20 protein-coding genes are annotated in these 26,014 nt (G+C 54.7%); 7 read left to right on the forward strand and 13 right to left on the reverse strand.

The annotated features are described in order from the left end of the window. Positions 1-46: 46 nt before the first annotated feature. Complete coding sequence (locus H6G52_RS10435) at positions 47-640, reverse strand: carbonic anhydrase (RefSeq protein WP_190528133.1); 594 nt, start codon at positions 638-640, stop codon at positions 47-49. Between the two features lie 6 nt (positions 641-646). After that, the gene (locus H6G52_RS10440) at positions 647-1,969 is read right to left on the reverse strand and encodes an O-acetylhomoserine aminocarboxypropyltransferase/cysteine synthase family protein (protein ID WP_190528135.1); all 1,323 of its coding nucleotides are present in this window, start codon (positions 1,967-1,969) and stop codon (positions 647-649) included. A 570-nt stretch (positions 1,970-2,539) separates the two neighbouring features. On the opposite strand from H6G52_RS10440, the gene H6G52_RS10445 reads away from it, so the two are divergent. The 3 genes from H6G52_RS10445 to H6G52_RS10455 all read left to right on the forward strand — a co-directional run bounded on the left by H6G52_RS10445 (position 2,540) and on the right by H6G52_RS10455 (position 5,553). Then, positions 2,540-2,989 (forward strand): hypothetical protein, encoded by a 450-nt coding sequence (locus H6G52_RS10445; protein ID WP_190528137.1) that lies wholly within the window; start codon positions 2,540-2,542, stop codon positions 2,987-2,989. A 228-nt stretch (positions 2,990-3,217) separates the two neighbouring features. Then, positions 3,218-4,603, forward strand: coding sequence for an FADH(2)-oxidizing methylenetetrahydrofolate--tRNA-(uracil(54)-C(5))-methyltransferase TrmFO (gene trmFO, locus H6G52_RS10450; RefSeq protein ID WP_190528139.1), 1,386 nt, complete (start codon positions 3,218-3,220; stop codon positions 4,601-4,603). Between the two features lie 194 nt (positions 4,604-4,797). Next, positions 4,798-5,553: a Uma2 family endonuclease gene (locus tag H6G52_RS10455; RefSeq protein WP_190528141.1), complete on the forward strand. Its 756-nt coding sequence runs from the start codon at positions 4,798-4,800 to the stop codon at positions 5,551-5,553. 285 nt (positions 5,554-5,838) lie between these two features. Here H6G52_RS10455 and H6G52_RS10460 read toward each other — a convergent pair whose 3' ends face one another. Next, positions 5,839-6,636, reverse strand: a complete 798-nt coding sequence (locus tag H6G52_RS10460) for a choice-of-anchor E domain-containing protein (protein WP_242026321.1) — start codon at positions 6,634-6,636, stop codon at positions 5,839-5,841. A 607-nt stretch (positions 6,637-7,243) separates the two neighbouring features. Between H6G52_RS10460 and H6G52_RS10465 the strand changes: the two genes are divergently transcribed. Continuing rightward, a complete protein-coding gene (locus tag H6G52_RS10465; protein ID WP_242026322.1) occupies positions 7,244-7,663 on the forward strand; it encodes a DUF1823 family protein in 420 nt (139 codons plus the stop codon). Positions 7,664-7,682: 19 nt separating this feature from the next. Here the strand turns inward: H6G52_RS10465 and H6G52_RS10470 are convergent, their stop codons facing one another. Then, entirely contained in the window at positions 7,683-8,612 is a 930-nt protein-coding gene (locus H6G52_RS10470; protein ID WP_190528147.1) for a PRC-barrel domain-containing protein, read from the reverse strand. A 1,059-nt stretch (positions 8,613-9,671) separates the two neighbouring features. On the opposite strand from H6G52_RS10470, the gene H6G52_RS10475 reads away from it, so the two are divergent. Beyond that, positions 9,672-13,544 (forward strand): ATP-binding protein, encoded by a 3,873-nt coding sequence (locus H6G52_RS10475; protein WP_190528149.1) that lies wholly within the window; start codon positions 9,672-9,674, stop codon positions 13,542-13,544. On the opposite strand, the gene H6G52_RS10480 is transcribed toward H6G52_RS10475, so the two are convergent. The 5 genes from H6G52_RS10480 to H6G52_RS10500 form a co-directional block, all read right to left on the reverse strand. Then, the gene (locus tag H6G52_RS10480; RefSeq protein ID WP_190528151.1) at positions 13,541-13,927 is read right to left on the reverse strand and encodes a hypothetical protein; all 387 of its coding nucleotides are present in this window, start codon (positions 13,925-13,927) and stop codon (positions 13,541-13,543) included. The genes H6G52_RS10475 and H6G52_RS10480 overlap by 4 nt on opposite strands. Before the next feature lie 85 nt (positions 13,928-14,012). Further along, positions 14,013-15,035: a tetratricopeptide repeat protein gene (locus H6G52_RS10485; protein ID WP_190528153.1), complete on the reverse strand. Its 1,023-nt coding sequence runs from the start codon at positions 15,033-15,035 to the stop codon at positions 14,013-14,015. Between the two features lie 120 nt (positions 15,036-15,155). Next, positions 15,156-16,289 carry a ChaN family lipoprotein gene (locus tag H6G52_RS10490; RefSeq protein WP_190528155.1) on the reverse strand — a complete coding sequence of 378 codons (1,134 nt, stop codon included), beginning with the start codon at positions 16,287-16,289 and terminating at the stop codon, positions 15,156-15,158. Between the two features lie 160 nt (positions 16,290-16,449). Then, complete coding sequence (dnaN, locus tag H6G52_RS10495; protein ID WP_099533451.1) at positions 16,450-17,598, reverse strand: DNA polymerase III subunit beta; 1,149 nt, start codon at positions 17,596-17,598, stop codon at positions 16,450-16,452. 1,273 nt (positions 17,599-18,871) lie between these two features. Continuing rightward, complete coding sequence (locus H6G52_RS10500; RefSeq protein ID WP_099533444.1) at positions 18,872-20,206, reverse strand: hemolysin family protein; 1,335 nt, start codon at positions 20,204-20,206, stop codon at positions 18,872-18,874. A 30-nt stretch (positions 20,207-20,236) separates the two neighbouring features. Between H6G52_RS10500 and H6G52_RS10505 the strand changes: the two genes are divergently transcribed. Further along, the gene (locus tag H6G52_RS10505) at positions 20,237-20,401 is read left to right on the forward strand and encodes a hypothetical protein (RefSeq protein ID WP_158234444.1); all 165 of its coding nucleotides are present in this window, start codon (positions 20,237-20,239) and stop codon (positions 20,399-20,401) included. Here the strand turns inward: H6G52_RS10505 and H6G52_RS10510 are convergent. The 3 genes from H6G52_RS10510 to H6G52_RS10520 form a co-directional block, all read right to left on the reverse strand. Further along, positions 20,398-20,883, reverse strand: coding sequence for an ATP-binding protein (locus H6G52_RS10510; protein ID WP_190528156.1), 486 nt, complete (start codon positions 20,881-20,883; stop codon positions 20,398-20,400). The two genes, H6G52_RS10505 and H6G52_RS10510, sit on opposite strands and share 4 nt — an antisense overlap. Before the next feature lie 14 nt (positions 20,884-20,897). Next, a complete protein-coding gene (locus tag H6G52_RS18355) occupies positions 20,898-21,047 on the reverse strand; it encodes a Uma2 family endonuclease (RefSeq protein ID WP_199312325.1) in 150 nt (49 codons plus the stop codon). A gap of 161 nt (positions 21,048-21,208) precedes the next feature. Then, positions 21,209-21,970 carry a M50 family metallopeptidase gene (locus H6G52_RS10520; protein ID WP_190528158.1) on the reverse strand — a complete coding sequence of 254 codons (762 nt, stop codon included), beginning with the start codon at positions 21,968-21,970 and terminating at the stop codon, positions 21,209-21,211. 471 nt (positions 21,971-22,441) lie between these two features. Here H6G52_RS10520 and H6G52_RS10525 point away from each other — a divergent pair, with 471 nt between their 5' ends. Then, a complete protein-coding gene (locus tag H6G52_RS10525; RefSeq protein ID WP_190528160.1) occupies positions 22,442-22,732 on the forward strand; it encodes a YdeI/OmpD-associated family protein in 291 nt (96 codons plus the stop codon). A 181-nt stretch (positions 22,733-22,913) separates the two neighbouring features. On the opposite strand, the gene H6G52_RS10530 is transcribed toward H6G52_RS10525, so the two are convergent. Next, positions 22,914-25,403: an ATP-dependent Clp protease ATP-binding subunit gene (locus H6G52_RS10530; protein ID WP_190528162.1), complete on the reverse strand. Its 2,490-nt coding sequence runs from the start codon at positions 25,401-25,403 to the stop codon at positions 22,914-22,916. Positions 25,404-26,014: the final 611 nt, after the last annotated feature.

Below are 26,014 nucleotides of genomic sequence, written 5' to 3' on the forward strand. Positions count from 1 at the left end.
AGCGGGCTAATTCGCAGAAACCACCATGGGCGCTAGATGGCAGGCCCTAGGCGGCGCGGCCGATCGCGGTGGCCTCTGGCACTTCCAGCAGTCGCCCCGTTTTTACGTCGTAGATGTAGCCGTAGATCGGAATGTTGGCGGGAACCAGCGGGTGCGATCGAATCCGGGTCACGTCGTCGGTCACACTCTGGGCCAGGTGATCGATCGTCAGCCAAGCGATGAACTCACCGGCCTTGGAGCCGGGCCCATCGCCGGAATCATGCCAGCCGGTTTCGTCAATCGTGGCCGTTTTTAGGCTGCTGGCCAACAAGCCCGCGATCGTGCGCCCCGTAAAGGTTTCCATGCCGCAGTTCGTATGGTGAATCACAAACCACTCCCGAGTGCCCAGCAGTTTGTAGGAAATCACGAGCGATCGAATCGCGTCATCACTCGCTCGCCCACCCGCATTGCGAATCACATGGGCATCGCCTTCAGCCAAACCGGCAAATTTCGCCGGGTCGAGCCGCGCATCCATACAAGTCAAAATCGCAAATTGCCGACCGGGCGGCATTGGTAACTCGCCCTTGTCGCCAAAGGAGGCCACATAGCGATCGTTGGCCGCCAGCACGTCTTCTAAAACTGCGGAATTTAAACCACTCATGGATCGTTACGCTCCCGCGATCGTGGCAAAGGATTGGGCAAAATCTGCCTTGATGTCGTCGATGTGCTCAATTCCCACCGACACGCGCACCAGGTCGGGGGTCACGCCAGCCGATCGCTGTTCGTCCTCGCTCAGTTGTTGGTGCGTGGTTGAGTTGGGGTGAATCACCAGGGTTTTGGCATCGCCCACGTTTGCCAAGTGGCTGGCCAGCTTCAGGCCATCAATGAAGGTGCGCCCGGCTTCCCGGCCGCCCTGGATGCCAAAGTTCAGCACGCCGCCGAAACCGTTTCGGAGGTACTGTTTCGCCCGATCGTGGTAGGGGTGATCGGGCAAGCCGGGATAGCTGACCCAGGCTACTTGCGGTTGCTCCGTCAACCACTGGGCCAAGGCGAGGGCATTATCCGCATGGCGCTGGACACGCAGGGACAGGGTTTCCAGCCCTTGCAACAACAGGAAGGCGTTAAACGGACTTAGGGCGGGCCCCAGATCGCGCAGGCCTTCAACCCGCGCACGGATGATGAAGGCGATGTTGCCAAAGGGGCTGCCGGGGCCAAAGACTTCGTGAAAGTTGAGGCCGTGGTAGCCGGGTGACGGCTCGGTGAACAGGGGAAACTTGCCGCTGCCCCAGTCAAATTTGCCGGAGTCAACGATGATGCCGCCGATCGAGGTGCCATGGCCGCCGATCCATTTGGTGGCGGATTCGACCACGATGTCTGCGCCGTGGTCGATCGGGCGGCACAGATAGCCGCCGCAACCAAAGGTGTTATCGACAATCAGCGGGATGCCGTGGCTGTGGGCAATTTCCGCGAGGGCTGCAAAGTCGGGGATGTTAAAGCGCGGGTTGCCGATCGTTTCGACGTAGAGGGCCTTGGTGCGATCATCGATCGCCCGTCGGAAATCCTCAGGATCGTCCCCATCCACAAACTTCACCTCAATGCCCAAGCGCGGCAGGGCCACCTTGAATTGGTTGTAGGTTCCGCCGTAGAGAAAGCTGGTGGACACGATGTTGTCACCGGCACTGGCGATCGTGGCGATCGTCAAAAACTGGGCCGCCTGACCGCTGGCCGTCGCCAAAGCTGCCGCACCGCCTTCGAGGGCCGCCACCCGTTTCTCAAACACATCGGTCGTCGGATTCATGATCCGCGTGTAGATGTTGCCAAACTCCTGGAGGGCAAACAACCGCGCTCCATGATCGGCACTGTCAAACACGTAAGAGGTGGTTTGGTAAATCGGGACGGCGCGGGCGTTGGTTCCCGGCGCGGGGTCTTGGCCGGCGTGGACTTGCAGGGTTTCAAACCGGTAAGCGTCGAGCGGCAGAGAATCAGACATGGAACGTAAAGTCTCTCAAGGTCGATCGGTCACGGGGAGGCGGCAAAAAGGCTGGCGCTGGCTGGGGATAGGCAGCAGCTCTTCTAAAAGTACGATAACTCTATCGATTTACCGTGTTTTATGCAATCCAGAATTTCAGCCATCGATCGCCACCTAGTCCAGCGGCTCGGCCAGGGTTGGGGCGCATCATCCATTCGATCGATTCAGGAGACACCCTCGGGGTCGTCGATCGCACTCAGCGAAAAGGGCAATTAACCGCTGCCTCTGTCCACGGCTAACGGGCGATCGCTCCACCTTGAAAACTGAATATTGCTGTGAATATTGTGAATCTGTAGAAAAGCTGGAAATCAAAATAGTCCTCAAGCTGCTGAAAATAATTATCCGTAGCCATGCTAGTTGGCAATCAGCGTCAAAATGATCATGCTCTATCTCTACAAATTAGGTAATTTTAGATTTTAATAAAAGCTTTATAAAGTCATTCACACAGTACTTCATGTGAATGTAGTATGTATACAAGCATGGCCAAATATAAAAAGTCATGCAGCTCACGCTCACGTCAACATCTAAACAATGGACACCGCATTACTACGAGCAGCATACGAGACCTATCGTGCCCAAATCATGCTCAATGGTATTGATCATGAAGGTAAGCTGCGCATTGATCCTGCTTATTACTTCGCAGTGTCGGTAAGAATGTTTCCATATTTTCATACCCACTGGTGTGATGATCTTGACCCATTTGCTGAAATTTACAGTATCGGCCAGGAATTCATGGATGAAGTCCTTACCTATGTCGATGCACTTTGGGTACAGGGAAATCCGATTCCCAGCTTCTACGAGCTAGAGGACAAGTTTGGAAGAGATCAGCGATCAGATTTGATTCGGATTTTTCGCTACTGCTACCTGAACGAGGGATTTAGTCCTGAGTTTTATAGCTCACTGCTTGCTCCGTCCGCTCATCCCACAGAAGCTAGCATCATTTCCCTAGAGATCAGTAAACATGACTGTTTATTGGTGTGAAATCATTCTGGGAATGATCCAAAATGCAGATGCATCCTTAGTCAGTAACTAGATGCACAGGTAGTCTCCTCTTCGGTTTTACAAGTGCAGAAGGCTTTAGCCTTTTACTGTAAATACCCCTCCACTTCATCACAGGGAAGAGATTGCTAAACGCCGATCGCCCTAATCAAATTGCTATAAGCTATTCATCTTGGTTCCTGCAAGTTTGGGCGATCGCTGAGGTAAGCCATGTCGAATTTACAGCCGGTGTATGTGATTGGCGGTGGGCTGGCCGGCACTGAAGCGGCCTGGCAGGTGGCGCGATCGGGCGTGCCGGTGGTGTTCTATGAAATGCGGCCCGAACGCCTCAGCCCCGCCCACCACACGGAACATTTGGCGGAATTGGTTTGTAGCAACTCCTTTGGGGCCATGTCTGCCGATCGCGCGGCCGGCCTGCTGCATGAGGAATTGCGGCGGCTCGGGTCGATCGTGATTGGCAAGGCGGATCACCATGCCGTGCCGGCCGGCGGGGCGTTGGCGGTCGATCGCGCGGAGTTTAGCCGCGACCTGACCGAAACTCTGGCGCAACATCCGCTGGTGGACTTCCGGCGCGAGGAAGTGCGGCAAATTCCCACCGATGGCGTGGTGGTGTTGGCCACGGGACCCCTGACCAGCCCGGACTTGACCGATGATCTGCGGCAGTTCACGGGCCGGGACTATATGAGCTTTTTCGATGCGGCTAGCCCGATCGTGGTGGGCGAATCGATCGATCGCGACGTGGCCTTCATGGCTTCCCGCTACGACAAGGGCGAGGCGGCCTATTTGAACTGCCCCATGAACCGGGAGCAATATTTGCAGTTCTATCAGGCCCTTTGCGCGGCGGAACAAGCGCCCCTGAAGGATTTCGATCGCGAAAGTGCCAAATTCTTTGAGGGTTGCCTGCCGATCGAAGAACTCGCCCAGCGCGGCGAAGACACCATGCGCTACGGCCCCCTGAAACCCGTGGGCCTGTTCGATTCCCGACTGGGCGACGGGCGCGACCCCGCCAACCGCGACAAACGCCCCTACGCCGTGGTGCAACTGCGCCAGGAAGACAAGGCGGGGCAACTGTGGAACATAGTCGGCTTCCAAACCAACCTGCGCTGGGGCGAGCAACAGCGCGTGTTTCGGATGATTCCCGGCTTGGAAAATGCCGAGTTTGTGCGGATGGGCGTGATGCACCGCAACACCTTCATCAACGCGCCGGAACTGTTGAGCGCCACCTTGCAGTTCAAGGGCCGCGCCACCTTGCTGGCGGCGGGCCAACTGATCGGCACGGAGGGCTACACGGCGGCCACGGCCGGCGGCTGGCTGGCGGGAACCAACGCAGCCCGGATTGCCCGCGGTCTGGAGCCGATTGCCCTGCCCCCCGTGACCATGAGCGGCGCGCTGTTCGAGTTCATCAGTTCCGCCTCACCCAAGCATTTCCAGCCGATGCCGCCCAACTTTGGCATCCTGCCGGAGCTGCCGACCAAGATCCGCAACAAACAGGAACGCTACGGCCAATACCGCGATCGCTCCCTGGGCGAACTCGATCGCTGGCAGGTGGAATCCTTGGGCGATCGACCCGCGGCCTTGGTAGGTGCGATGGTTTAAGCGATCAGTTGTGTGCTAGCCCCAGCCCAATCACAATGATTAAAATGGCCATAGGTGTTGATTTTCTACACCATCAATTCCAGGTCAATTCGTCTAATCCGTCGGATGCAGGCGAGCCAAAGTGATCAAGGCCAATTCGGGTAGGGGCGTACGGCCGTACGCCCCTACGGGGTTGACTTTCAGGAGCGTGAACCATGTTGGAGATCCGCAAGCCCGGTTACGCCGAATACCTCAACTTACCGTCCTCCGATGACGAGCCTGTGGATCACGAAATTCAAAATTTGTTGCCCAATCTTTTGCTCTCGATCCTGGCTTGGCTCTGGAGCGATCGCGCCGATTGGACTTGGAATGTGGACATGGGCATTTTCTATTATCGAAATGGCCAGCTCCAGCCCGCCCTCTGTCCCGATGGGTTCTTGAGTGTGGGCGTTCCCAGGCAGCGGGGCGACCAGTTGCGGTTGAGCTATGCGATGTGGATGGAGGATGAAATTCCGCCCATTTTCGTGTTGGAAATTGTCTCGAAAACCAAGGGCGGCGAATACGATCAAAAACTGCTGCGCTACGCCGATTTAGGGGTATTGTATTACTGCATTTATAACCCCGATCACTATCAGCGCGATCGCCACGATCCCTTTGAGATTTACAAACTAATTGATGGGGTTTATCAACGGCAAAGTGGTGAACCGTTCTGGATGCCGGAATTGGAATTAGGAATTGGCCGGCAATTTGGCTCGTTCCAAGCGATCGATCGCGAATGGCTCTATTGGTTCAACGAAGCGGGCGATCGCTACCTGACTCCCGAGGAGCGATCGGCACTGTTCCAGTCCCAAGCCAAGACCCTTGCAGTCGAAACTCAAGCCCTCGAAGAACAAGCTCAGACAGCAAAGCAGCGAGCCGATCGCCTGGCAGCCAAGCTGCGGGAATTAGGCTTGAATCCTGATGACCTATAGCGCCTAAGGCATATTCAAAACAAGCAATTCTAGCCGCCAAATCGTTAGCAGAATCATCAAAATACTTCGATCAGCATCAACATCATGCAAAAAAAGATTGGGTTCAGCGATCGCCAAACCCAATCTCAACAGTACCAACTTGTGCAATTCAGTTGTGCAGTCCACAGGAGCGCAGTCAAGAACAGCTCGGGCTATCTTTTCAGTCCCCCAGCCTCATCCCTAAATTGGCTAGGGTTCGATCGACTGACGCGCTAGTTCCGAGCTGCCATTGACAGGCCTTGCAACCTAGTTCCGGGGTGCTGCAGCCCGCAGACGACGCTGAACCATTGCCCCACCAGCCACCAAACCAAGACCCAACAGCGCGGTAGGTTCTGGCACTGAAGTGGATTCTTTTTCGTATTCGTAATCAACCCGCAGCGCACCTTTAGCCAGGGTCAGCACACCGGCACTCAAGTTACCAGGGCCAAAGACACTGAACAGAGCCGAAGCGGAGAAGGTGTAGTCGATCGAACCAGCACCGATGAAGCCAGCCAAAGCTGCGGCATCAGTGATGGTTTTGGTTTGTTGATATTGACCGTTCAAAGAAGTAGCAAACTTCCGGCCCGAAGTGCCAGCAAAGTCTTGGGTTCCATCAAATGAGGATGCCGTAAAATCATGAGCACCCGTGAGGGGAATATCAAAAACTGACGTGCCGCCGCTGGATGTCAGGTTTAAATTAGCCTCAAAATCAAATTTGATGGCTGCTGCGTTGCCGGGGCGCAAACGACCGAGGTGCTCGTAGTAAGCCTTTTGCCAAAGTCCCGTATCAAAGGTCAACTTGGCTGATTTCAGAGTTCCAAGGCTAGGATCGAACTTCTGAATCGACAGGACTTCTTCAATATCCGTGAAACCATAAAGGCCATTTCGGGCTTCTGCGTCTGTGAGGCCGCCCGTAAATGCATCAATAGCATTCAGGGTTGTAACCGTGCTGGCATCCGGCACGTAGGCATCGGAGTAGCTGATGCTGAGGGCAAGGGCGGGAGCTGCGATGGAACTCAGCGAAATGGTTGCAAGTGCAACGCTGGGGGCAAACCAAGATTTCATATCTTCCACAGGAGGATGGGTATTTAGAGCAAAGTTCGACCGCGTGGCATTCCGCGTCGCTTTTATGACCCCTTATGGAATCTAACTTAGCTTTAAGATTTGGCGGAATCAAGGGGGATTTTTAAAGATTCAGCAAAGATTGGTTGATGATTACTTAAATTAAAGATTGGATGAAGAAGAAAATGCAATGGGACTCCAAAGTCGAGCGATCGAGAGTTGCGTTTTTCCTGTATCCCGATGATTAGGTTTTGGTTCAGGCTGTTAGAGCGAGGAATGATTTTGCGATCAAGTGCGGACTAGACCAATGCTGAATCATTCCAGGGTGAATGCAAGAGGACAGTCAAGATAGAAGATTTAGAGAAAACTGGGTGTTGATCGAGTCAAGGAATTACAGGAATGAATATCAAGATAGAATAAATTTAATTTGATTGATTGAATATCATTGATTGGATTTCATTACAATTTGATGCCATTTTTTGATGTAATAAATTGATAAGACTTATAAGTTGATTGCGGTTCTGAAAAGAGGTCTTTCATGAGTAGTTGTCAGGAGCCAAACTGCACGGAACGCTCAACGGTGGCGTTACCGGATGGATTTCCCGATCGCTTGCCCAGTCTCACGATCGAGCTGCTGTGGGACATTTTAGACGATCAACTAGAGGATGACCGGGTAAATCAACTGCTGTGGCATGGGTTGGGTTACCAATGGGATCCAAACACCCAAGCTTGGTTGGCTCCGGCGGACTGGCAAGGGGATTATCCAGAACCGCCGAACTTTATTGAAAGCCGCCCAGCCACGGTGAAGCTGACTCGATCGATTCCCGCCGAGAATAAGCAATTGCTGAAGGAATATTTGGGCTTCAAGGGCTACAAGGTGGGGGAATTAGTGCCCCGCAAAACCCGACGGGCAACGGCGGTGAATTGGCTGTTGGGCTATCTGAAAGAACAGAACTTGTTGCCAGTGCAGCCGCCCGATCGCCCTTCTGCCCAGGATTCATTACAGTCAGCCAATGGCGAAGACGCATGATTCAGCCTTGAGGCGCTTCCTAGGCGTTAGGTGGCTGAGATGGCTGGTGGGAATCGGTTTCGATCGGGCTTGCGGGCGTGTCGATCGCGGGGGAATCTTCATCCCACAGGTCGATCGGATCATCATCATCCGTCGCAGCATTCTCTGGGGCGGCGGGCAAATTTCCAGCGGGGCGATCGCGCTGGGGTGACTGACTTTCCTGGGTCAGGCGATCGGCGCGATCGCGCATGGTTTCTGTCAGCTCCGTGGCGCGGGTGCGGGCCGTGTCCGCCAAAGACTTGGCCCGATCGCGGGCTTCCCGGGCCAAATCTGCAAACCGACTGCGGGCCGTTTCGGCGATCGGCTTCGTCTTTTCCTGCACTTGGCGCAGGGTGGTTTGCACCGAAGTTTGCACCGAATCCAAAGCCTGATCCCAAGCGGCCGTCAAAGGAACCGCTTCGGCCGCTTCGGCCGCTTGGGTCACCACCAACAGCCGCTTGGGCCCGCCGCTGATGGCCGCTCCGGCCGGCACGCTATAGGCCACATCCGCCACGCCTTCACGCCGGAAGAGGTAGCGATCGACCCGGCCCACGGCCGGATCCAACTCCAGATCCGCCACCGTACCAATTCGATTGCCTCCGTCAGTCCAAACCTCGTGACCCACAAGGTCAAAGGCTCCCTCCGGCTGTTGCAGGCTCTCCCCTTGGGTTCCTATGTCCACCAACACGCTATCGGCCCCGATCGCCACCACCTGACCCCAGGCACAGGCTCGCAACGGGCCACCCAGCGGCAACTTCAGGGACAAATTCAGCGGCAACGGCCCCGATCGAATCACAATCCCCAACACCCGGGCTGCTCGCGGATCCACCCACAGGGCGGCCACATGGCCCAGAGTTTCCGTAGTGGCGCGATCGAGCACCAAGCGGCCCAGCAGTTGGCTTTGGCGAATAAACGATGCTGTCGCAGACATGGGAGTTATCCAAACGGCCTGAAAGTTGCGTCGATCCTAGCCGATGATCTTCGCCAATTTCTGATCAAAAATTCCTGATCAACACGGTTGCACTTTCACCCGAGCCCCTTGCATCCCAGCCAACCGCCGCGATGGCTCAGGTTGCCAAGCGTCAGTTCCAGAACAAAACTTTAGCAATCACCCTTGGGGAAAACAGGAGTATTTTGGGTGCATTGATGAGGGTGACCTAATTTGCCACCCCGTTCAAGACAATTGGGTTATTTTTCTAACACTGACTATCCTAACTTTTGCGGAATCAAAAACCCGAATCATCGGTTAAGGTCTAGTCCAGAATAGCCGATTCCCAATCTAGTTTCTGCTGGAATTTTAAGTATCCTTAAGCCAAGATCAAATCTTGCACAATTTACCCTTTTCAAAATCAAGGGACTCATGTTTTTATCATCCTGGGATTCTTGTGATCTCTAGTGGACTAACTCGCCGTAATTTCCAGCAAGCCAAAATTCTTTCTCATGGGTTAGTATAGTCATTTAAGGTAATTTTTCAGCGGTTGACTAGGTGAATCGAACTTTCAACTAATCTGAGCCATCAAGGGCAATTTCTTGCCCGCTCAGCACACTTACAAAACTTATAAAACCTCAGTTCCATAAATTGATATCAATAGAATTATCAATATGAGTTCAAGCGATCGAGCAAAGAACACTGTGATATTTCTAACACTTCAGTAGATCTACTCGATTAGTAGGTAGATAGCGTTACAGATCATCAGTCGCTGATAGTGTTAATACCAGTTGTAAGCGATTGGTTAGGCAACGGCGCGATCGAACTGCGATCGGGCCCCGATTGTGATCGCAGTCGAGGATTGCAAACCGGTCGATCGCACAATTGCAGTCAGGTCATCCACCGTTGAGCGATTGGGATGCCACTACCCACCCATGCCCAAAATCAAACCGACCATTTCCGACCCAAGCCGCTGCCTCCAGTCTCCCCGTCATTTCCCAAACCGCTAGGACAAGGGCCCCTGAACGCGCCTGAATTGCCCCGTCAGTCCCGCATGAGCCTATGAATCTTCAACAGCCACGCTGGCGAAAAATGCGGCTCCCTCGTCGGATCCAAGGCCTTTGGCAACGGATTTCGCTGTTGCGGCATGGCCAAAATCAGCCCGATCGATCTGTGGCCAATCGATCTGCGGCCATCAGCCTGTTTTGGGTGTTGACGGTTCCCTTTGTGGTGCAGGTGGTGGGGGCGGTGGGCTTGGTCGGCTATTGGTCTTACCGCAGCGGCCAAACCTCCGTAGAAAATTTGGCCAATCGCCTGCTGGATGCTGTGGATCACCGGGTGCGTGATCATGTGGATAGTCTGCTCAGCAAGCAACAACACACCTTGGCCGCCAATGGTCGAGCGATCCAAGGGGGCAAGTTGCCGTTGGATAACTCCACCCCTTGGCGCGATTATCTGTGGCAACAGATGGCCACGGATCCCAGTCTGGTGGCGACCATGTTTGCCAACGATCGGGGCTTGCTGGTGGGCTATGTGCGATCGGTCAATTTGGAGTTGCGCCAACAAATTGAGCAGTTGACGGGCAAATCCTATCCCGTAGGTACACAGTTCCTGGCAGAGGCCAGCCCCAACCTGCCCAACCAGCGCCTCTATTCGCGTGTGAATGACCAAGGGCAACCCTTGGAAGCCGCCTATCAAATTACCGATGATGTGCGACAAACGGCCTGGTTTCAACGGGCCCAAAGTAGTCGCCAGCCCACTTGGTCACCGGTTTACACCCATCGCGTGATTCCAATGTTGGGCATTGATGCATTGTTGCCAATTTATGATGGCAATCGCAATTTTCGGGGCGTTTTAAGCCGCACGGTTTTATTGTCGGGGTTGAATACCTTTCTCAATCAGTTGCAGATTTCGCCCCGAGGTCAGGCGTTTATTGTGGATCGATCGGGCAATTTGGTGGCCACTTCAACCCTGGAATTGCCCTACATTCAGCAACCCAACCAACCCTATCCCACAAGATTATCGCTGGCCCAAAGTCGTAATTCAGAAACCAGGGCCATTGCCCAGCAACTTCAACAAAAAGATCCCCAATGGCAAGCCATTCAAACGGAACAACGGTGGCGATTAGCCTTTCAAAATGGCACGTTGTTTACGAAAGTCACCCCCTACCAAGATGCCTATGGGTTGCATTGGCTTGTGGTCACGGCGGTTCCGGAAGCCGATTTCATTGGTGAGATTGAGGCTAATCATCGCCAAAATCTTTGGTTTTGTTTGTTGGCCTTGGCAGGATCCTTGGGAACGGGCACTTGGACGGCCAAACGCTTGAGCCGATCGCTGCGAAATTTGACAGAAGCAACCCGGGCGATCGCCGCCGGCCAACATGCCAACCCCCTGCCCAAAACGCGGGTGGCGGAAGTGAATCGCTTAACCCAAGCCTTTCAGCAAATGGTGGGAGCCTTGCAAGCGGCCGACCAACTCCGCCACACCTATGCCCGTGACCTGGAGCAACAGGTGGCCCAGAAAACGGCGGCCCTCACGGAAGCCCAACGGATTGCCCAGGTGGGCAGTTGGGAATTTGATGTGGCAACGGGCACAAGCACTTGGTCTGCGGAACAGTTTCGCATTTTGGGATTGGAACCCGATGGCCAGGAGCCGGGCCACCCTGACCTTTTTGATTTGCTCCCCGAGGCCGATCGCCCGCGATTTGTAGCCACGGTCACGGAGGCGATCGAGCAAGGAATTCCCTACACGATCGAACATGGCATCCAACGGCGCGACGGGTTAACCATCTATCTGATCAGTCGCGGCGAGCCGATTTTTGATCAACAGGGTCGAGTGGTAAAACTGGTGGGAACCATCACCAACATCACCGATCAAAAACGGATGGAACTGGCCCTACGTCAATCGGAATTAAAATTCGCCACCATCTTCCAAGCGGGTCCAGAAGCCGCCTGGATTGCCAAAGTCAATGATGGTTATTGTCTTAATATTAATGATAATTTCACGCGCATTCTAGGCTATTCTCACGTAGAAATGGTGGGCAAAAGCTGCACTGAAATGCAGCTCTGGAAAGATCCCAATGATTTGATTGAGTTTCGAAATATCGTGAAAGAGCAGGGATGGATTCGCGAATTTGAAACGGAATTTCGCACCAAATCTGGCGAAATTAAAACGGTTCTGCTCTCAGCCACCATCAGCTATTTGGAAGGTCAAGATTGCCTGATTGGCATCCTCAGTGACATCAGCGATCGAAAACAAGTGGAACGGGAGTTACATCAAGCCAAAGAGGCCGCAGAAGTGGCTAACCGCGCGAAAAGTACCTTCCTGGCCAAAATGAGCCATGAACTCCGAACCCCTCTCAACATTATTCTTGGATTTACCAATATTTTGCAGCGAGAAGCGGTTTTGTCACCCACCCAGCGGGACGACTTACAGCGAATTTATCGCAGTGGTGAGCATCTTTTAAAACTCATCAACGAGATCTTAGATCTATCTAAAATAGAAGCCGGTAAATTAACCCTCGCGCCTCAGGTCATTAACCTGCGCGAATTAATGCAAAGTGTGGCCGATCTATTTTTGTTGCAAGCCCAACATAAGGGCCTACAGCTAGATTTACAACTGGCCGAATTATTACCCACCCATGCCCTAGTTGATGGCCGAAAGCTAGAGCAAGTTTTGATTAATTTGATTAGCAACGCCCTGAAGTTTACGCAAACGGGCTTTATTCGAGTGCGGCTACGTTCCCACAACAGCAGCCCAAACCAGTTACCCCCTGTTCCGGAAACTTCACCCCCAAATATTCCTGATTTTGAGGCAGTTTCCTCAGAGATAACACCTATTCCTAATTCGGTTGCAGCGAATGGCACATCAACGGAGCGATCGCCCTCTACGCCCACCCAAACCACCTTGCTATTTGAGGTTCAAGATAGTGGAATTGGCATTGCTCCTGAACATTTGGAAACCATTTTTGATGATTTTGTGCAGGCAACGGATCACCAAGATGCCCATAGTGGAACCGGCTTGGGTTTAGCCATTAGTCGCCAACTGGTGGAGTTAATGGGTGGAGAAATTACCGCTGAAAGCCAACTGGGCCAAGGCAGCCTGTTTCGCTTTTATCTCCCCGTTTTGGTGACTCATCAGGCGATGTCGCAAACCAATACGCCGATTCCCCAAATTGTGGGATTAGCGAGCGATCGCACGGACTATCGAATTTTGGTGGTGGATGATCAAACGGAAAATCGCCAGCTTTTGGTGCGGCTACTGTCCTGTTTGGGTTTGCAAATTCATGAAGCAAGAAACGGTTTAGAAGCGATCGCCCAATGGCAAGATTGGCAGCCCCATCTGATTTGGATGGATTTGCGAATGCCAGGATTAGATGGTTATGCCACAACGCGAAAAATTCGTACTCTGGAGCAACGGCGTTGGGAAAGTAAGCATCAAGCACCCTTTTCCTTAACCACGATCATTGCCATTACGGCCCAGGGGTCTGCCGATGATCCTTCGCTGGCGATCGCAGCCGGTTGTAATGACTATATGAGCAAGCCTTTTGCCCTCGATGAACCCTTTCAGATGATGGCAAAATATTTGCCCTTAAAGTACCGTTATGCAGAACTCAGAACCGATGCGCCCGATCACTCTGTCAGCTCCCTAGGCGCGATCGACCAGCCACCCACCGTGGATTTATCGGTGATGCCCCAGGCTTGGATTGCCGCTTTACACCATGCGGCCCTTACCTGTTCTGATCAAACCATTACTCAACTCTTACAACAGATTCCTAGCCCTTATTACGACCTCTTTCAAACCCTGACCCACTTAACGGAAAACTTTGCTTTTCCGGAAATTGTCCAACTGACCCAATCGGTTTTGGATAGTCGATCGAGTGACGCAACGGGCGATCGGGAACCCTCTTCCTCTTCAATCTCTTTCCTGGGTTAAGGGCTAGGTGGTGCAACGGTTCCGGTCATCGAGCTGGGCGATGACTGAATGACGGGTTGAGTGGGATCCGGTGCAACAGAATTCTTACGCCCTGGATCGTCTTCCGTACAAAGGGGTAGTTTTCGGATAATCTCTCGGCTTGTGCCGCGCATCACAGCGCTGGTATCAACACAGGTCGCCATCCGTCCTTGCCCCACTTGGAAGAACCATTCATATTCTGTGAGGGTTTCCGGCCGCGATTTTTGCACACAGATGTTGTATTCCGCAGTGGCTTCCGTCTCCCGTTGTTCTTCACGATAAATTTGAGCCAGCAAGCAATGGGAAAGACCTGTGCCAAGCTGTTTTTCGGGAAAAGATTCATCTTCTCTAATGGCACGTTTCAAGACAGATTCCGCACCGATATAATCTCGTTGCCACCAACGCAACCACCCCAAATTTCGGTAGATTTGATAGCGCTGGTTAGCGGCATCAATGGGTTGATAGACCCCTCATGTCAATGCGGTGCAGTGCCAGTTTTAAAAGGGCTTCGACTTCCGAGGTTTGTTGATTGCGAAGTAACGTGTCGGATCGCTTGGTTTTCAGCAACAAAGAGAACTGAACTCGTGCCAATCGACTGAGGGCGATCGGGTCGCCTTGGTCAGCCACTTGCCGATAAGAATCGCCAGCTTCTTTGAGTTGCCCCAGGGATTCATAAACCAATCCCAGCCCCAATGAGGCTTCGTCATTGTTGGGCATCAGAGAAAGCGTTTTTTGATAATTTACACGGGCTTCCTCTAGCTCGCCCTGTTGATAGTGCTGATTGGCGGCATAGTTAAACCACCGGGGCAGACCGTCTTGGGCGGCCCACATGGACAAAGCGCCAAGGGTGATGGAAAAGGCGGCGATCGCCTCGCTATACCACTGGCCGGGAATCGAAAACCTCGCGCAAAACTGTTTGAGGGCCTTGGTTCCTTCGGGGGTGAGCACGCCACGCCCCAACACGGCCAGCCCGGTCACCTGGCCGGCGCTGGCCAGGGCTTCTCCTAAGCCAAATCCCCCGATCGAGAAAACCGGCAGGATGGTGCTGGCGGCACTGGCAGTGGCCAGGAGGGACACAACGGACACCCCCCGCCAGAAAATTTCCCGTCGTCGGGTTGCAATTTTGGGCTTGGAGCCTTCGGCTTCAGGAAACCACCACCAGGCGTTAGGGCCAGGATCAAAGGTATCTCGCCAACGGGGCAAGGCTGCAATGGCCAGAAATTTTGAGTCTAGGGTTGCCAGGCGACGATCGAGCGCGTCGATTTCTGAAACGGTGGCGGCTTCCAGTTGCTGATGCTTTGCCAAGTCCTTGAGGATGGCTTGCAAGGTATCTCGATCGCACAGAATGTCGAGTGCTAATTCATCACGAACCGTTGGATCAAGATCTTTTTGAGCAAATCGCTCAAGCTGTTCGGTCAGATGCGCAACTCGCTCCTGAAACGTCGGAGCATCCGAAACTGAAGCAAAGCTCAACTCACTTCTCCCAAAGACGATGACAAACCCTAAGCAATGCTGTTAAGCATGAGTTGGTCTCGTTTACTCATAATGCTGACTCATAATATTACTAATCAACCCTTGGATTAATCAGTAATTTCACGGGGCCGATCGGGCACTGGGCCACCAGTAGTGACTGATCGATCGTCCATCGCGGTAAATTTCGGGGGCTTCCAGGGGGCCCAACAGGATCGATCGCTGCACCACATCAGGTTTGCGCCGGGCCAGCCGATCGGGCACGCCCCACCCATAGACCATGTGGCCACGACCCAAAATGGTCACCACCCGATCGCCCGGCCGTTGCAGCAACCGAGCAATGCCCGCCGCCATGGTTTCGTCCCAAGCGGCCTGAGCGGCCAAAAATCGGTTAAAGCGTTCCGTGCGATCGGCACTCCCAGAACTCTGGACGCTACTTTGGGCGCTACTTTGGGCGCTGGCTCCGTGCTGTTGATGAATTTCGTCATAAATTTCTCGCAACCAGGCCCGGTAACCCGCAGACCCCAGTTGCAATTCATTGGGCGGGGGCAACCATTGCCAAGCCTCAGCGGGGAGCGCATCCCAGCCCTGGCGACCAATTTGGCGAGTCACTTCCGCGGGCAGGTTCAAGGCCACCACGGCCACACCCCGATCGCGCGCCCACCGCAAAATCGGCGCAATAATTTCCCAGTCGAATCCCCAGCGTTGGTCAAATTCCGTGCGATCGCGCAGGGTGGCTTCGTCAATCCGCCCCGCCAAGTAATCATCCAAGGCCGACTGGAACGGCTGTTGAAACATTTCCAGCGCAATGACCAGCCGGCCGGGCTGACCCTGGCGCGAAAAGTTTTCCACCTGTTGAAAAGTCCTGTGGATAACCTCCAATTTGATCGGCACATCGGCGGATCGGTCGTGAACTTCCCCCAGATAAATCACTTGCGATCCAGCCAGGTCGGCCCAGAACCGATCAAAAACCCCCAGATCACCCGGATTAATTAAGAGGTCTTGTGCCAGTTGTGGGTTAGGCGTGGCAGGAATGGCGATCGGGGCGCTGACCGGAGCACTCGCCAAAGCGCTGGGGTCAGTCACGGACGGCGACACCCCCATCGTGGCTGGTATCGGGGCTGATTCTGCCCAAACAGGAGCGGCCCAGCAGCAGGCGATCGCCCCCACAATCCCCAGCCATTGGCCCAACGGAGGCAGAAACTGCCACAAAAGCCGCTGATTTTGGAAATTCGAGCTATCCCTTGTCAGTTGCATTTCACTGGGCTTCCTGGGGCTGCTAGAAACCGCAACGGGCATGATCTTCAATATTTAGCCCACGCTAGGAAATTCCAAAGCAAGGGTAAAAGCAAGGGCAACTGAACTAGCAGTTAACACCAACAACACCAAGCGATTAACGCCTGCGGTCAACCTGAACCTAGCTCCGCACCTGCACCGGCATCACCAAATGGGTTGCCTTTGCGCCACCCAAGGGCGTGATCACCACCGGGCTGGTGGGTGTGTTCATTTGAAGCTGAATCTCTGTTGTGGTCAGGTTTTTCAGCGATTCCATCAAGTACTTGACGTTGAAGGCGATGTCGATGTCCTCGCCGGAAATTTGGGCCGATTCGATCGTTTCGCGACCGCTGCCCGCATCTTGCGCATCGGCTGAAATGCCTAGACTTTGGTTCGTTGCGTCGATCGAGAACTTGACGATGTGGTTGCTCTTTTGGTCAGCAATCACCGAGATCCGATCAAGCGCCCCCAGCAACAGCTTCCGCTCCACGGTCACCTGGCGATCGAACTGGCGGGGAATGAGCTGGTTATAAGCCGGGTACTGCCCTTCCAGGGTGCGGCTGGTGAGGTAATAATCTCCCCACTGCAAGGCCAACTGCCCCCGATCGCAGTACAGGGCCACCGGTTCGCTCGACTGCTGCGCCGCCAGAATCCGCTCCAGCTCCCGCAGCGTCCGGCCCGGAACCGTCACCGCAAAGGGTTCCACCGTGCCCGTTTCCGTCTCTTCGTCCTCCACCATTGCCGCCCGCACCACCGCCAGCCGGTGGCCATCGGTCGCCGCAAACTCCAGGGAATCGGTCTCCACCGACAGGTGAACCCCGGTCAAAATCTGCTTCGTTTCGTCGTTGCTGGCGGCGAACAGGGAACCGCGCATCCCCTCCAACAGCGCCGCCACCGGCAGGTAAACCGCTTCGCCCGTTTCCACCACCGGCAGGGTTGTGAATTCTTCGGCGCTCATGCCCTGAATCTGGTAGCGGCTGGACTGGGCGGAAATTGCCGCTGAGCAGTCCTCGTTCGCATCCAGCGACACCGTGCCGTTGGGCAGCTTGCCCACAATGTCCGCGAAAAGCTTGGCCGGCAACGTGATTTCCCCAGAATCTTCCACTTCCGCCGGGAAGCTGGTCTGGATGCCCAAGCTGAGGTCAAAGGCGGTCAAACTCACGCGCTGAGTGCCCGCATCACAGGTCAGCAGCACATTGCCCAAAACCGGGTGCGTCGGCCGTGACGGGACGGCACGGCTGACCAGGGACAGGTTGGCACTCAGGTCGCTTTGGGCGCAAAGCAGCTTCATGGCTTCTGGGGCTTGGGTTTCGGGGCTGTTCTGTGGAAAACGGCGACCGCCGCCGGGGGAAATTTGGCCCCGATGAGCAGCCCTGAGTTTAACCCAAAATCGCCGTTTTGGCCATCGGGAGTAACCCGTGACTTTGCGGCCCGATCGCCTGCTGGAAAGTCGAAGCGCGATCGCAACAATCAAAGCCTGGCTTGGGTTTTAGCCGTTTTCAAAGGGTTCGATCGCCCTCAAGCTTGCCGATTGGCTCAGCCTCAAGCGCAGCGAACTTTGAGCGCTCAGATCCTGATTCTGTCTGGGTTTTAGCCGTTTTCGGATCCGTCAACCGCTGGGTTTCAAACTCAGCCCAGCTCGAACCCTGTCGTCTCCAGCCCCTAGCGGCCACTGCCTCACCGGTCGGTTGCGATTCCGGCTCGATCGACTAGGCTAAAAACTGGATCCTGAGTTCGAGAGAAACAGACCGTCTCCCCGAAGAATTTTGGCCGTTTCCAAGAAAATTTTTGGGCTGGACTATCTATCTCTTCTTCTCTTTCTTATTTTTTAAATAGATAGTAGTAGTAGGGCCCTGTGGAAATGTGGAAAACTCAAAAAAATCCTTATTTCATGAACCTTTCAGCGATCACACCCTGTGGAAAACCCTGTGGAAAAAGGGGGGGTGTTTTTCCACAGGGTATTTATACCTAGTCAAGTTTTCCACAGACACTTTTTTTTTTCCACAGAAAGAGGGGTATTTTTCCACAGGTTTTCCACAGAATAGGGGTACTTTTCCACAGGTTTTCCACAGGTTTTGCCCCGATCGGGCAGTTTTCCACAAGGGGGTCAGGTGATCACCCCTTACCTGACAAAGCACAATTTGTTATAGAGTTAAAAGTTTTGAATTTTGCAATTCGCCCCCAATTGATAGGTAGCCTAAATTGGGTTTTGAATAATTGATCCAAAATCTGTCAGAGCGTATTTTGAATATCGTACATTAATTGACTGCAAAAGTTGCCTGATCGGGAAATGGGTCGATCGGGAAATGGGTCGATCGAAATTAATCAAAAAATCTTGGAGTTGATCACAGTTGGGGTGATCGGTTCGTGATCAATTCGTTCATCAACCCGCTGACCAACTGGTCAACCCAATACACCTGGCCAATACACCTGGATCGACCCCGACAACACCGCTCATTCCCATCGCCCATCCCATCAAGACACTGTGACAGTTGCCCAGCGCGATCGCCCTCGGCCCAAAGGAATTTAAGTGATTTAAGTGTGATCCTGAGGTCGTGCTTCCCTTAATCAGCCGTGGGCGGCTCTGAAGCGCTGGGAGCTGTGCTGGGTTTGGAAACCAGGATTTTATCAACCCGGTTGCCATCCATATCCACCACCTCAAACCGGAAGCCATTCCAGTGAAACGTGTCCGTGGCCTTGGGAATGTGGCCCAACGAAGCAATCACGAAGCCCGCCACGGTTTGGTAGCGTCCTTCCCGCTCACCGGGCAGTTCAGCCATATCCAATTCATCGCGCATCCGCTCGATCGCCAACATCCCATCCACCAGCCAGGAACCATCCTCCCGCTGTACCACCTTGGGCGTGTCTTCCTCATCCACATCGGTCAGGTCGCCCACGATCGCTTCGAGCATGTCGTTGATCGTCACCAACCCTTGCACCACGCCGTATTCATCCACCACCAAGGCAATATGCAGACCCGTTTCGCGGAACATCTCCAAAATTCGCAACGTGCCCGTGGTTTCCGGCACAATCAACGGCTGACGCAGGCAGTCCGTTAAATTTAGGGTCTGATTCATCAGAGTTTGGGCCAACAGGTCGTTCACCTGAATGAACCCAACGACCTCATCCAAACTGTCGCGGCAGACGGGGAATCGCTGGTGGTGGCTGTTGATGATTTGCTCGATCGTCTCGTGCAAAGGCGCATCCAAATCCAGCCACACCACCTCTCGGCGGGAAGTCATCACGGAGCTGACGGGGCGATCGCCCAGAGACAACACCCGCTCTACAATTTCCTGCTCGGCCTCTTCGACCGTGCCTGCTTCCGTGCCCTGTTGCAACAGCAGCTTAATTTCTTCTTCCGTCACCTGCGGCTCGCTGGAAACGGTGGTTCCGAGCGATCGCACAATCAGATCCGTGGAATGGCTCAACAAATAGACCACCGGAGCCGTAATCCGCGACAACCACCGCATCGGTAGCGCCACATTGGCCGCAATCTGTTCTGGATTGCCCAGGGCCAACCGCTTGGGAACCAGCTCGCCCACCACCAACGAAAGATAGGTAATGCCCGCCACGGTGATCACTACCGACAGGGCCCCGCTCATGGGGGCTAATGGCGGCACGGCTTCCAGGATTGGCCGCAGCTCCGCCGACAAAGAAGCACCCCCAAAAGTCCCCGTGAGGATGCCGATCAGGGTGATGCCAATCTGGATGGTGGATAAAAACTGGTTGGGCGATTCCGCCAGGGCCAGGGCTGCGCGAGCCGCTCGATCGCCCCGTTCCGCTCGGTTTTGCAGGCGCGTCTTGCGGGACGAGACGATCGCCATTTCCGACATTGAAAAAATCCCGTTCGCAACCGTCAAGGCCGCAACGATCGCCAGTTCGGTAAGGGCAGAACTCATACGGGACGAGACAACAACATCGGTGATGGCTTGCCGGCCGGGCAAGAAGCGGGCGATCGCCCAGAGGGGGCAAATTTACACCGTAATCCTACTACTTCTTATCCCGTCTTGCCCCGATGTGGCTTCGGCGTTGCCGCTGGCCTGGGGGCGATCGCGCTTCCTGACCGGGCGGAGCGATCGGCGGCAACCGGTTAAATCACCTCGATGACCAAGCCCTCCTCAGCCGTGGGCGGCTCAAAGAAGCGCGTGACTTCGTGAAACATCGCCTCCGTGTCAAATTGGGCGCGATCGGGTTCCTCTTGGCGGCGCTGGGCAATGCGGTCTAGACAGGTTTGATCGTCCACATCCAAATAGATGAACCGATAAGCCAAATCATGCTCGCGGATCAGCTCTTGGAACCAAACCCGCTGGGTTTTTGTATTAGCGGGAAAGTCCATCACGACTGAGAGTCCCGCCTTCAGCAACGTTGCCAAGTGCTGTTTAAGTAAACCTTTCAAGCGGCGAGAATACTGGATATAGTCTGCCAATCCTTGGATTTCCTGGGGATAAAGCTGACTGAGCCAGTCATCTTCTGAAATTAAAATCGCGTTTAACGCTTGGGCAATTTGGCGTGATCGGGTGGATTTTCCCGCCCCCATCTTTCCACAAAAAAAGATCAATATGCCTTGGGGTTGCATGGGTTAGTTGCTATCTACAAAAGCCGATAAAGTTCCACGATTTCCCGATCGGGATCCACCAGCAGGGCCACCTCAGCGCCCTGCTCTAAATACATGGTGAGTTTTTCGCGCAACTTCGCCACCCGATCGCTCTGGGATTTAATTTCCACCACCAAGTTGGGCACAACCTCCGCAAAATATCGAAAAAATATCGAACCCTGCGGGGCATTCCGGCCCGAAAAACATAGGACACATCTGGAGCGGTCAGATCGCTGTTCGGCAAAATAAAGCCACCGCTAGAGTTGAACACCATTCCAAGCCGACGGCGATCGCCCCTCAATCAACCTCAAAACCCATCGGGACGCGATCGCACCAAGCGCCAAAGACCTGACCCCAAACAATAAAGCGAAATCGCCGCCAACAGCGCTCCCCAAAACCAATAGGGCAACCAAAGCTGCTTGGCCATTTGTCCCGTATCCGAGACCATCGCCACACCCTGAATTGTGCAGTTTTCAGTGAACAAATAGTCCAGCCGGGAAAAGGTACTGAGGCAAGCCTGCACACTCAAAAATTGCAGTGCAAAATATTGCACCCAAGGGGATCCATAGAGCGGAATCAACGCGATCGCAACGCCCAAAGCCCCGATCGCCAACACCCCAAACAGCGTGCGCACCCACAACAACACCGACAGCAGCAGCGCACAACCCAACAAAAATAGCCCCAACTGCACCCGAGGCAAGCGCTTCTGGGAGAGGCGCAATAGCCCATAGCCCGCCAAGGGCGCACCCAAGGGCCCACCCGCCGACACCAAGGCTCGCCCGATCGGCCCCAACCAGAGCTGGCCGCTGTGTTGGGCTACGCCGCCGCCACTGGGATGGAGTAACAGCGTCTCAAACCGCCCGCCCAGAAGCATCGCAGCAACCCCATGACCCATTTCGTGGAACCAAGTCGCCAGAATTGAAAAGGGATACAGAACTTGGTGCCCCCACGGCAGTTGCCACAGGATCATCGTCGTGATCGCCGCTCCGATCAGCCACAGGTGTTGGGGCGATCGCACCCAGGGCAAACCGGCATCGTCATCCAGAGCGGGGCGTTTCGGATCCGACATAGGGTGGGGATGAGTGAGAACTGTTGAACGCTGGTCGCGATCGGGCTGGCGTTTTCCCATTGTAGCGATCGCATCTCATCCCCCAAGATCGATGAAGTGATGCGATCGCTCCCACAATCCAAGTGAACCCGTAGTTCCAAGCACGCTGCATCCCATGACAGTTGGTTTAGATCAACCGTGATGTTTGACAAATCATGAAACTTTGGCAGCAATGTCATGACCGAAATTCAGTCAATTTCTATCGATCGCCTGCAAGATTTAAACAGATGGCTAGACCAAAACTGGCACCAAAAGAACTCAGTTTGGCTAGTTTTTTATAAAAAATCGTCCAACAAAGCAGATTTTACCTATTCAGACATCGTCGATGTTTTGCTTTGCTACGGCTGGATTGATAGTCTTCCCAACAAAGTTGACTCCGAACGAACCAAATTGCGAATTTCCCCCCGCAATCCCAAGAGCTACTGGAGCCGAGTGAATAAAGAAAAAATTAGCAAGCTGATTGAGCAAAACCAAATGCACCCAAACGGCTTAAGGATTATGGAAATTGCCCAAGCCAATGGTGCTTGGAACGCCCTTGATGAAGTTGAAAATCTGACCCTGCCGCCTGATCTAGAATCCTTCCTCCAGCAAAATCAATATCTAGAAACATGGCACGCCCTATCTCGATCGTTTAAACGGGGCTTCCTAGAGCAGCTTTTGAATTGCAAAAAAGCCGAAACACGCGCCAGAAAAATTGAATCTCTGCGATCGAATCTGGAATGATGTGAGATTACGATCAAACGCCCATACGCTACGTCACCTGGCGCGACGGCTCCTATCGAAGGCGGCCCCAATTTGACGCGCATCCAGTAGCCAACCGATCTAACAGCATGACGGGCAGCCCCACAAGCTGGGAACTGCCCGCAAATATCTGAAACGGTGCGATCTCCCTGATCGAACTTCCTTAGCTCACGCCCGCCGGTAAGCGCAGGTCGATCGCCTGGGATTGGATATCGAGCAGGGTTTCGCCGTTGTCGGCCAAGTCCACCAACACCCGATCGCCTCCCTTGACCCGACCGGACAGAATCGCCTCTGCCAGGGCATCTTCCAGCAGTTGCGTCACCTTGCGGCGCAGCGGGCGGGCCCCCAAGCTACTGTCGAAGCCCTCATCGGCCACCTTGTCCTTGAAGCGATCGCTCGCGGTCAGGCGAATGTCTTGCTCCACCAGCCGATCGGCCACCTGCACGACCAACAGATCGACAATTTGCCGCACTTCCGATTTTTCCAAGGGGCGGAACACCACCACCTCGTCCAACCGGTTCAGGAACTCGGGGCGGAAGAAGTTTTTCAGCTCATCGGTGACCCGATCGCGGATTGCTTGATAACGACCCTCGGCGCTGTCGCTGGCGAGGCCAAAGCCCAGGTTTGCGCCACCCTTAGCGATCGCCTTGGCCCCCAGGTTGGAGGTCATCACGATCAGCGAATTGCGAAAGCTGACCACCCGCCCTTGGGAATCCGTCAGCCGCCCTTCATCGAGCAACTGCAACATCAGGTTGAACACGTCCGGGTGGGCTTTTTCCACCTCGTCAAACAGCACCAGGCTGTAGGGACGGCGGCGCACCGCTTCCGTGAGCTGGCCGCCATCGCCGTAGCCGACAAATCCTGGCGGGCTGCCGATCAGTTTCGAGGTGGATTGGGGTTCCATGAATTCGGACATGTCGATCCGAATGATCGACTCATCGGAACCGAACATGAAGTTAGCCAGGGCTTTGGCTAGTTCCGTTTTGCCCACACCCGTGGGGCCGAGGAACAGGAAGCTGGCGATCGGGCGCTCCAGGTTCCGCAGGCCGGAGCGGGCCCGGCGCAGGGCCTTCGAGACCGCTTCGATCGCCTCGTTTTGCCCAATCAGCCGCTCGTGCAGCTTGGCTTCCAGGTTCAGTAGTTGTCCCACTTCCGCATCCGAAAGCTGCGTTACCGGTACGCCTGTCCAGAGGCTGACGATTTCGGCAATGTCTTCAGCGGTAATCGTTGGGCGGGGGCGCTCGGTGGCGGGGGCTTGGCGGGCGATCGCCAGTTCTTCAGTGATTACCAATTCCCGATCGCGCAGTTTGGCCGCCGTTTCAAAATCTTGATTTTCCACGGCTTGCTCTTTTTCTTCCACGGTTTGGGCTAGTTGCTGCTCCAAATCGCGGATGTGAGCGGGTTTTTTGCCAACGCTGACGCGGGCCCGGGAACCGGCTTCGTCGATCAGGTCGATCGCCTTGTCGGGCAGGAACCGATCGGCAATGTAGCGATCGGCCAAGGTAACAGCCGCTGCGATCGCCTCATCGGTCATCAGCACGTTGTGGAAGGTTTCGTAGGTGCTGCGGAGGCCGCGCAAAATCTCGATCGCCTCGGCTGGGGTCGGCTCACCCACCTTCACCGGCTGGAATCGCCGCTCCAGGGCCGCATCCCGCTCAACATATTGCCGATACTCATCCAGCGTCGTCGCGCCCAGGCATTGCAACTGACCGCGTGCCAGGGCAGGTTTCAGCAGGTTGCCCGCCGACAGGCCGCCCTGCATTCCGCCCGCACCCAGCAGGGTATGGACTTCATCAATGAACACAATCACGTTGCCGGCCCGTTGCACTTCGCTGACCAGTTCCTTCAGCCGCTCTTCAAAGGCTCCGCGATATTGCGTGCCCGCCAGCAACCGCCCCATATCCAGGGAATAGACTTGCTTATCCAGCAGGGTTTCCGGCACATCGGCCAGGGCAATTCGCTGGGCCAGGCCTTCCGCGATCGCGGTTTTGCCCACGCCCGGCTCACCAATCAGGATCGGGTTATTTTTGGTGCGGCGACCGAGGATTTGCACTACGCGCTCAATTTCCCGATCGCGCCCCACCACAGGATCAAGCTTGTCCTCGATCGCCGCTTGGGTCAGGTTGGTGCAGTAGGTGGCCAAAATGTTGCCGCTGTCGGCGCGATCGCCCGTGGACTCTCGCCGGGACTCGCCCCGATCGCCTGCGGCCACCGCCGCCGTTTCGCCCAGCAATCGAATCAAGTTGATCCGCAATTGATCGGGATCCACATCCATACTCCGCAGTACCTTCACCGCCGAGTTGTCCCGATCGCGAATAATCGCCAACAGCAAATGCTCCGGAGCCACCACCTTTTGGCCCTGTTGACGCGCTTCGGCCAAGGCCGCCTCAAACAGGGCCTTCACCTTGGGCGTAAAAGGCACTTCGTCCGGAACCATCCCCGCGCCGCGACCAATCAGCGCTTCCACCCGGGCCCGGGCCCCCTCCAGGGTGACCCCCGCTGCCGCCAACAACTGAGCCGCCGGGCTGGACTGTTCACCCAACAAACCGAGCAGGATTTGCTCACTGCCCACGAGGCGGTGGCCCAAGCGGCGAGATTCTTCCTGGGCGAGCAAGATGGCTTGGATGGCGCGATCGGTAAAGTACTCAAACATGGTGCAGAGAGGGGCAAGAGGGCAAGATTACGCAGTTGGACGGGGTTGGCTCGTGGTGGCGGAGCAATCACCAAAGGTCATCATGGGCAGATTGCAGTGAGCAGACCAAATGAACAGACCAAATGAACAGACCAAGGGATCCAAATAAGCCAGATAAATGGATCCATGGACAGATCCCGGGGATTCGTCATCAACCAAGTCAACAGCCCAACAATGGGCTAGCAACAGGCTCACAGCGGCTCCTTAGCCCCAAATCAGTACCGATGTTTTGAGCTAGGGGGTGGGAAACTGTGAATAAATGTTTACAACCTTAAAACTAATCTAAAGGATTCTGTATAGCCTGGCGCGATCGCGCGGGTACGGGAATTGCGACAAGGGTGGAGGCAATGGGGGGCAAGACCCCTCATAGAGGTGTTAAAGTGCTGGAATCCAAAGGCTGGCATCCCTTCCTGAGCCACGATCGCCCTGGTTGGTGAACAATCCGGCCGGGTTTGATTTCCCCCCAACCGGCCCCAAATCGTCGGCATGAGCCTTGGTTTGGTCATGATTGGGTTTTGATTGGGTTTTGATCAGGCATAGATCTCGCGTTAGTCGTTTTTGATTTACGTCTT

Source organism: Limnothrix sp. FACHB-881 (assembly GCF_014698135.1).
Classification (GTDB): Bacteria; Cyanobacteriota; Cyanobacteriia; order CACIAM-69d; family CACIAM-69d; genus CACIAM-69d.

Excerpts from the sequence above, each read along its gene's own strand:
- H6G52_RS10435 (WP_190528133.1), bottom strand. The coding sequence starts at position 640 with ATGAGTGGTTTAAATTCCGCAGTTTTAGAAGACGTGCTGGCGGCCAAC.
- H6G52_RS10440 (WP_190528135.1), bottom strand. The coding sequence starts at position 1,969 with ATGTCTGATTCTCTGCCGCTCGACGCTTACCGGTTTGAAACCCTGCAA.
- H6G52_RS10445 (WP_190528137.1), top strand. The coding sequence starts at position 2,540 with ATGGACACCGCATTACTACGAGCAGCATACGAGACCTATCGTGCCCAA.
- trmFO (WP_190528139.1), top strand. The coding sequence starts at position 3,218 with ATGTCGAATTTACAGCCGGTGTATGTGATTGGCGGTGGGCTGGCCGGC.
- H6G52_RS10455 (WP_190528141.1), top strand. The coding sequence starts at position 4,798 with ATGTTGGAGATCCGCAAGCCCGGTTACGCCGAATACCTCAACTTACCG.
- H6G52_RS10460 (WP_242026321.1), bottom strand. The coding sequence starts at position 6,636 with ATGAAATCTTGGTTTGCCCCCAGCGTTGCACTTGCAACCATTTCGCTG.
- H6G52_RS10470 (WP_190528147.1), bottom strand. The coding sequence starts at position 8,612 with ATGTCTGCGACAGCATCGTTTATTCGCCAAAGCCAACTGCTGGGCCGC.
- H6G52_RS10475 (WP_190528149.1), top strand. The coding sequence starts at position 9,672 with ATGAATCTTCAACAGCCACGCTGGCGAAAAATGCGGCTCCCTCGTCGG.
- H6G52_RS10490 (WP_190528155.1), bottom strand. The coding sequence starts at position 16,289 with ATGCAACTGACAAGGGATAGCTCGAATTTCCAAAATCAGCGGCTTTTG.
- dnaN (WP_099533451.1), bottom strand. The coding sequence starts at position 17,598 with ATGAAGCTGCTTTGCGCCCAAAGCGACCTGAGTGCCAACCTGTCCCTG.
- H6G52_RS10500 (WP_099533444.1), bottom strand. The coding sequence starts at position 20,206 with ATGAGTTCTGCCCTTACCGAACTGGCGATCGTTGCGGCCTTGACGGTT.
- H6G52_RS10510 (WP_190528156.1), bottom strand. The coding sequence starts at position 20,883 with ATGCAACCCCAAGGCATATTGATCTTTTTTTGTGGAAAGATGGGGGCG.
- H6G52_RS10520 (WP_190528158.1), bottom strand. The coding sequence starts at position 21,970 with ATGTCGGATCCGAAACGCCCCGCTCTGGATGACGATGCCGGTTTGCCC.
- H6G52_RS10530 (WP_190528162.1), bottom strand. The coding sequence starts at position 25,403 with ATGTTTGAGTACTTTACCGATCGCGCCATCCAAGCCATCTTGCTCGCC.